Here is a 5094-nt window from a genome sequence, read left to right as displayed (position 1 = left end):
CCGCGAGGATCAGCGCGGCGCGCGAACCGACCGCCATGGACTCCAGCCTGCCGTCCACGGCGGAAATGCCGGCCACCGTGCCCTGGACACCGTCCGCGTCCGAGGTGATGAAGAAGCCGCCGTTGACGCCGACGAGCGAGCCGAGCCTTGCCGAGACCGCGGAGGTGCGCTCACGGTCGGCGACGTTGCCGCCGTTGCTCGTCTCCACCGTGCCGCGGAAGCGTGCCGGGTCGATGACGGTGACGTGGACCTTCTCGGCGTCGGGGGCCTGCCGGCCGTCATAGCCGGACCAGTCCACCGCCGTACGGAAGCCTGCCGCCTGTACCGCCGTGCTGGTTGTGTTCGCCTCGGCCTGGGTGGCGTACTTGCCGACGCGAACCTGCCAACCCATCGTGCCGCGCGGGGTGTCCGTGTACGTGTCCCACACCACCTCTTCGATCCGAGGCTCGAACCCGGCGCCACGCAACTGCTCCCCGGTGGCGTCCGCCCAGGCGCGGTCCCCGAGCGGGGCCCACGTGGCTGCTCCTGTAAGCCGGTTGGTGGCGGGCGCCTGGACGGTCACGGTCCAGACAGGTGTGGAGGACTCGTCGTCCAGCACGCCGGTGCGGACCTGAACGCCGGGCGCCACGTGCTGTGTCGTCCAGTTCATCCCGGTCGGCGCAGAGGCGGAAGCCGAGGAGGATGCGGAGGCGACGCCCTGCGGGACGGTTGCGGCAAGCAGCAGAGCGACCCCCACGGCGGCCCTGCGCCATCCGACGTGCCTCATCCCTCGCGCTCTGTGGTGCGTTCGTATGGCTGCGTTGGACATCGCACTCCCTGACGGTTGCAGTTCCCGGGCGGCACAGGAACCCCGGCCTACCCCATCGGAACATGGCAACCAGATGCGGAGTCGATCACCGTACGTATGGCGAACTCCCAGAAGAAGCCCCGGTGACAAGTGGTCGACAGGGCCCGCAGGTCGGGCGCAGGCGGACGGGCGGGTAGAGGTGGGTGTCGGAGACGTGCTCCATCAGCCGGCCTTCGTCGCCGCGGAAGTCGCCGAAGTTGTACTCGTTCACCACGCTCGTCGAGGGGTCCGCGCCCGGCTGGATACGGCGCACACCACATCGATAGCTGGAATCGTCGAACTGGTACTCGCTCACGGCCGGTACGCGTTCCGGTAACCCATCCCGTCCGTCACCGCGGCCACCAGTTCAGACACGGCCGCGGGACCAGCCGGTTGCCGGAGCCCACGCGGACACGGGGTGCGAACTGCCACAGCTTGCCTGCGGCGTCGCGACCCAGGAGCGTGTGACGCTCACGCACGGGAAGTCCGTCGACGGCGAAGGCGGCCTCCGCGGTCAGGTAGGCCTGCCCCCAGGAGTAGACCTTGTAGCGGGCGTAGGTGTTGATGCGCCAGCTTTCGGTTCCGGGCGCGGAGGCGAGGGTGTAGGTGATGTCGGTGTCACCGGGCTTCAGGTCACACTGGATCAGGGCGTTGCCGAATGAGAGCGATTCGGTCCTGTGGGTGCACTGGGCGGAGTCGCCTGCGGTCACCGCGGTGACGCCGATGTCGACGTCGCGGGTATTCCAGCCGTACTGCTCCGGTGCGGGACCGAACCACAAGTCCAGGTGTCCGCCGTCGACGGCGTGGACGCGCAGGTTCTGGGGCGAGGACTTGCCGGCCTCGATGTCGGGGATGTTGAACGACAGGCTGTTCTGCGCGACGTGCTCGAGCCTTGTGACCGTGAACGTGCCTGCGTCGTGGGTGCCGTCCGCGGGTGTGGCGCCTGCGGTCTGGGCGGCCTGAACTGCGGCGTTGAGGTCGGAGCCGGCGGGTGCGTAGACCGCGCCGTAGTAGCCCATGGTGTCGTGGGGTGTGTCTGCTGGGATGGTGACGACCGGTGCGTAATGGCTGCTGGTGTCGGCGAACATGCAGAGGTAGACGGCCGTGGCCTGCGGGGCAGGCTTGCAGATTTCCTGTGGCCCGAAGGTGAGACCTGCCGGAAGGCCTGCGCCGTCACCGGCGGGGCCGGTCAGCGGCTTGGTGGCGAACGCGTAGACCATGGTGCCGTTCAGGGAGGGCCCGGGTATGGCCGCCTGGGCGCTGCAGGTGCTCCCTGGCCGCAGGACGACATCGTTCACGTAAACAACGTCGAGATCCTGCGCTGTTGATGCCCAGGTCCTCCGCAACCTGGACGATCGACTTGCCGGCCTCCGTCACGATCCGTACAGCCCCCTCACGGAACTCCGGCTCGAACCTTCTTCGCTTCTCCGCCATGACTCACAACTCCCCTCCAGCCACGGTCTTCCCGCTACGAGGGGAGGGACAGGTTGCCAGACTGCCGGCGGGCGGACCGGGTACGATCCGCCCGCCGAGCGGGGTCAGTCCATGGACAGCATGAAGTCCTTCGGGCGCAGCGCCCGGTCGACGATACGGGTGTCGCCGATCCAGCCGTAGAAGCTCTGGCCGAACTCCTGCGCGAACTGGGTGCCACCGATGACGAACGGCTTGCCCAGGGTCGCGATGCCCGTGGCTGGCTGCGACGGGTTACGTGCGATCTTCGAACCATCGACGTACATCACTGTGCCGAGACCGTCGTTCACGACCGCGATGTGCGTCCACCGGCCTACGGGCAGCGCGTGGCTCCACGAGGTCGGGTCGGCGTCCTGGACGTGCGGGTAGAGCACGAACTGCAGGAAGCGCTCAGGGGTTACATTGAGGCTGCAGGTGGGCTCCTCCTTCGACCAGCCGGTGGTCTTGCCGGCGTCGCCGTTACGGCCCTCCCAGCTGAGGATGCCCATCCAGGCGTGGTCGCCCTCGAAGGGCTCGGGGAGCTTGATGAAGGTCTCGATGGTGAAGCCCGAGGTGAACTTCATGCTGTTCAGCGGCGCCTGGGCGCCGGTGGTCAGCACCGCCCCGCGGTTCGGGTTCTTGCCGCCGTCGAAGCGGAGGCTGGCGTGGGCCGGCTGGTCGGTGTGGTGCTCGGCCGACCAGGTGAGGGCCTCGGCAGGGCTGGTGTGCAGCAGCTGGACGGACAGGTCGTTGCCGTGACCCGACAGGTCGTGGGCCACCGTCCCACCGGCCACTGGTGAACCGGGCTTGCCGGCGCCCGTGAGGCCGGAGGAGTCGAACCGCCAGTAGGCCACCGTGCCCCTAGGCATCACCCGGGAAGCCGGACGCGGCTTCGGCGGAACCACCGGGGCGAATCCCTGGAACCGCTCGGCGAAGTCGATGTCCAGGCCGAACCGGTCCACCGGACCGGTCAGTTCGATGGTCTCCGCCTCCAGCGGCGTCCGCTTCTCGGGGTCGCGGGCCAGGAACCACGGGGAGAACGTCTCGACATCGACGACGTTGCGGACCAGGTCGAAGGCGTACAGACGGATCATGCCGGCGCCGCCGTAGTAGCGCTCCTGGTAGTTGGTGATGTGCACATGGACATCGTGACCGGCGTCGTTGGTGAGCACCGTGCGCCCCGAGGGCCAGTAGTGGCCGCCCAGGGCCATGAAGATCTGGTCATTGCCGCGAATGATGCGGTCCCACAGCCGCTGCCCGTTGCCGGACAGGTGCGCCTCGCCGTTGTCGTCGGCCCAGGCGATGTCATGGGTCGTCAGGACGGCGGGCAGGGTCGGGTGGGCGTCGAGGACGCCCTGCGCCCACGTCAGTCCCTTGTCGGAGGCACGCCAGTCCAGGGCCAGCACCAGCCACTCGCGTCCGCCGGCCCGCAGCACGTGGTAGCTGTTGTAGCCGTCGGGCGAGGCGCCGCCGAAGGTCGGCATGGAGGCGTAACGCTGCGGTCCGAACGCCTCGAGGTAGGCGGTGTCGCCCCGCTGGTCGTCCGTACTCGACCTGACGTCATGGTTGCCGGCCAGGACGCTGTAGGGCACCTTGCCGTGGATGGTGCGGAACGTGTCCGCCGCGAGGCCGATTTCGTCCTCGGTGCCGTGCTCGGTGACATCGCCCAGGTGCGTCATGAAGGCGATGTTCGCCTCCTCGCGCTCGGAGACCAGGTAGCGGAAGGTCGCCTTGAGCGGCTCCGGGTCCGAGCTGTCCGCGTCGAAGAGGTACTGGGTGTCCGGGAGGACCGCCAGCGCGAAGCGTGGGCTCTCCTCGTCGAAGTGTCCGCGGCGGCCGTCGGCTGCCGTGGTTCCTGCCTGCGGCGTCGCGGCTCGGGCCGACTCGGCACCCAGCACAGTGGCGGTGCCCGCGACCGCGGGGACGGCGAGGGCGGCCTGAAGCAGCGAGCGCCGCCCGAGGCGGGAGTTTTCCGACTTGCTCATGTGATCTCCGTGTATGGACCAATGCGGTGTACATGGAGCGTGCGTGCCGCTGACAACCATCCGTTGACACGCATCTGAACAGTGAGCACGCGGAACAGGGCAAGCCGGGGGCTTCCCTGAGAGGGTGTTCGATGCAGGGATCCCCCCCGACTGTCCGCTTCGCGCTGTGGTGAGACGGACTTGTGTCCATGACTGCGTATCGGGACGCCGCGTCAGCGGTATTGATCATGTTTTGACTGATCGACGTGCGTATCCCTCGGACCTCAAGGACGACCAGTAGGAGCTCATCGAGCCCATGCTGACCGAGTGGCGGCGGACCCGCCCCGAGGGACGCGCACCGACCACGGGCTGCGGGAGGTCGTCAACACGATCCTTATGTGGCCCGCACCGGCATCGCCTGGCGCTACCTGCCGCACGACTTACCGCCGCACCCCACGGTCTACGGCTACTTCAAGGCGTGGGAGGCCGACGGCACCACCGAGCAGATCCACGACACGCTGCGTGATCAGCTGCGGGCGAAGAAGGTACGGCCACCTGGCCGACCGCGGCGATCATCGGTGCCCAGACGGTCAGGGCCTCCTGGCCGCCATGCCGCTGGAGCTGATCCGGGCCCGGCGACGCGGACGAGGAGCTTGGCCTGGCTGCAGTCCGGTATCTGCTTCAGTGCCGTGGCGAGGACCCGCAGGTGGTCGGCGACGGTGTTGGTGCCGGCGTTGCCGTCCCGCAACTCCATCGAATAGCTAGGAGCGTGTCTCAGTAACCGCAACCCGCCTGCGGTTCGTGATCGTTCGTGCGGGATGATGCTGGTATGAGTGGCGGGGATGGACTGTTCGA

The 5094-nt window shown here is 68.3% G+C and carries 5 protein-coding genes and 1 pseudogene; 1 reads left to right on the top strand and 5 read right to left on the bottom strand.

What is annotated here, in order from left to right; translation table 11 throughout:
- The 5 genes and pseudogenes from ACFV9O_RS39570 to ACFV9O_RS39550 form a co-directional block, all read right to left on the bottom strand.
- The coding region (locus ACFV9O_RS39570) for an SPOR domain-containing protein (RefSeq protein WP_385427732.1) at positions 1-766 on the bottom strand (766 nt) is incomplete at its 3' end.
- 127 nt (positions 767-893) lie between these two features.
- Positions 894-1142 (bottom strand): hypothetical protein, encoded by a 249-nt coding sequence (locus ACFV9O_RS39565; RefSeq protein WP_385427730.1) that lies wholly within the window; start codon positions 1140-1142, stop codon positions 894-896.
- Between the two features lie 34 nt (positions 1143-1176).
- Positions 1177-2124 carry a hypothetical protein gene (locus tag ACFV9O_RS39560; protein WP_385427735.1) on the bottom strand — a complete coding sequence of 316 codons (948 nt, stop codon included), beginning with the start codon at positions 2122-2124 and terminating at the stop codon, positions 1177-1179.
- A gap of 31 nt (positions 2125-2155) precedes the next feature.
- Positions 2156-2260, bottom strand: a pseudogene (locus tag ACFV9O_RS39555) (transposase); the annotation flags it as partial.
- Positions 2261-2364: 104 nt separating this feature from the next.
- Positions 2365-4260: a LamG-like jellyroll fold domain-containing protein gene (locus ACFV9O_RS39550; protein ID WP_385427728.1), complete on the bottom strand. Its 1896-nt coding sequence runs from the start codon at positions 4258-4260 to the stop codon at positions 2365-2367.
- Between the two features lie 377 nt (positions 4261-4637).
- Here ACFV9O_RS39550 and ACFV9O_RS39545 point away from each other — a divergent pair, with 377 nt between their 5' ends.
- Positions 4638-5000, top strand: a complete 363-nt coding sequence (locus tag ACFV9O_RS39545; protein ID WP_385427726.1) for a transposase — start codon at positions 4638-4640, stop codon at positions 4998-5000.
- Positions 5001-5094 lie beyond the last annotated feature (94 nt).

Origin of the sequence: Streptomyces sp. NPDC059909 (genome assembly GCF_042730885.1) — a bacterium.
Classification (GTDB): domain Bacteria; phylum Actinomycetota; class Actinomycetes; order Streptomycetales; family Streptomycetaceae; genus Streptomyces.
This window is presented reverse-complemented; position numbering and strand designations above follow the sequence as displayed.

What these genes read in the sequence shown, in the direction of transcription:
- ACFV9O_RS39550 (WP_385427728.1), bottom strand. Translation starts at nt 4,260, where the DNA reads ATGAGCAAGTCGGAAAACTCCCGCCTCGGGCGGCGCTCGCTGCTTCAG.